This window comes from Oleiphilus sp. HI0061 (assembly GCF_001635675.1).
In genome coordinates this window covers 1-1,154 of record NZ_LWFE01001384.1, presented here as the reverse complement: position 1 = coordinate 1,154, position 1,154 = coordinate 1, and the positions used below count along the sequence as shown (strand labels likewise).

The following is a 1,154-nucleotide window of genomic DNA, read 5'->3' as shown; positions in this document are numbered from 1 at the left end:
GTGAGAAACGAACAGTAGAGTTCCTTCAAACTTTTCTAGCGCCATATTCAAGGATTCAATAGACTCCATGTCCAAGTGGTTAGTCGGCTCATCCATCACAAGAATATTTGGCTTCTGAAGCATGATCTTGCCAAATAGCATCCTGCCCTGCTCTCCACCCGAAATCACTTTGACTGACTTGTTGATATCGTTCTGAGAGAAAAGTAAGCGACCAAGAGTGCCACGAATCACTTGTTCGTCATCACCTTCTTGCCCCCATTCACCCATCCATTCGAATAGATCTTTGTCTTCTTCGAAATCTGAAGCGTGATCCTGAGCGTAGTAACCAATATTGGCATTCTCAGACCACTTTATTGTACCAGCATCATGCTCGATGCTATTTGTAAGGCACTGAAGCATGGTGGTTTTTCCGATACCGTTAGGGCCAATAATCGCGATACGCTCGCCCACTTCAACCATCAGGTTAAGGTCTTTGAAGAGCGTTTCTTCATAGGTCTTGGTCAAGCTTTCAACTTCAAGCGCCATTCGGTGAAGCTTCTTTTCTTGGTTAAAGACGATGAAAGGGTTTTGGCGGCTCGAGGGTTTGATATCATCAAGCTGAATTTTATCAATCTGTTTTGCACGCGAGGTGGCTTGCTTAGATTTAGATGCATTGGCTGAGAAACGAGCGACAAAGGCCTTTAATTCTGAGATCTGTGCTTTCTTCTTCGCATTATCAGACATCTGGCGTTCACGTGCCTGAGTCGATGCAAGCATGTATTCGTCATAGTTGCCCGGATACAGACGTAATTCACCGTAGTCGAGATCAGCCATATGCGTACAAACACTATTTAAGAAGTGTCTATCGTGCGAGATGATGATCATCGTACAGTTACGCTCGTTGAGAACACCTTCTAGCCAACGAATGGTATTAATATCCAGGTTGTTGGTCGGCTCATCGAGCAGCATGATATCGGGTTCAGAGAAAAGTGCTTGCGCGAGTAAGACACGAAGTTTCCAACCCGGTGCAACTTCGCTCATTGGGCCATAATGCTGCTCAACCGGAATACCAACGCCAATCAGTAATTCACCCGCTCTAGATTCTGCACTGTAGCCGTCCATTTCAGCGAATTCAGATTCAAGCTCGCCTGCGCGAATACCGTCTTCTTCACTCA

At 45.7% G+C, this 1,154-nt stretch carries 1 protein-coding gene; it reads right to left on the bottom strand.

What is annotated here, in order from left to right; all coding sequences use genetic code 11:
• The coding region (locus A3735_RS21750) for an ATP-binding cassette domain-containing protein (RefSeq protein WP_068638628.1) at positions 1-1,154 on the bottom strand (1,154 nt) is incomplete at both ends.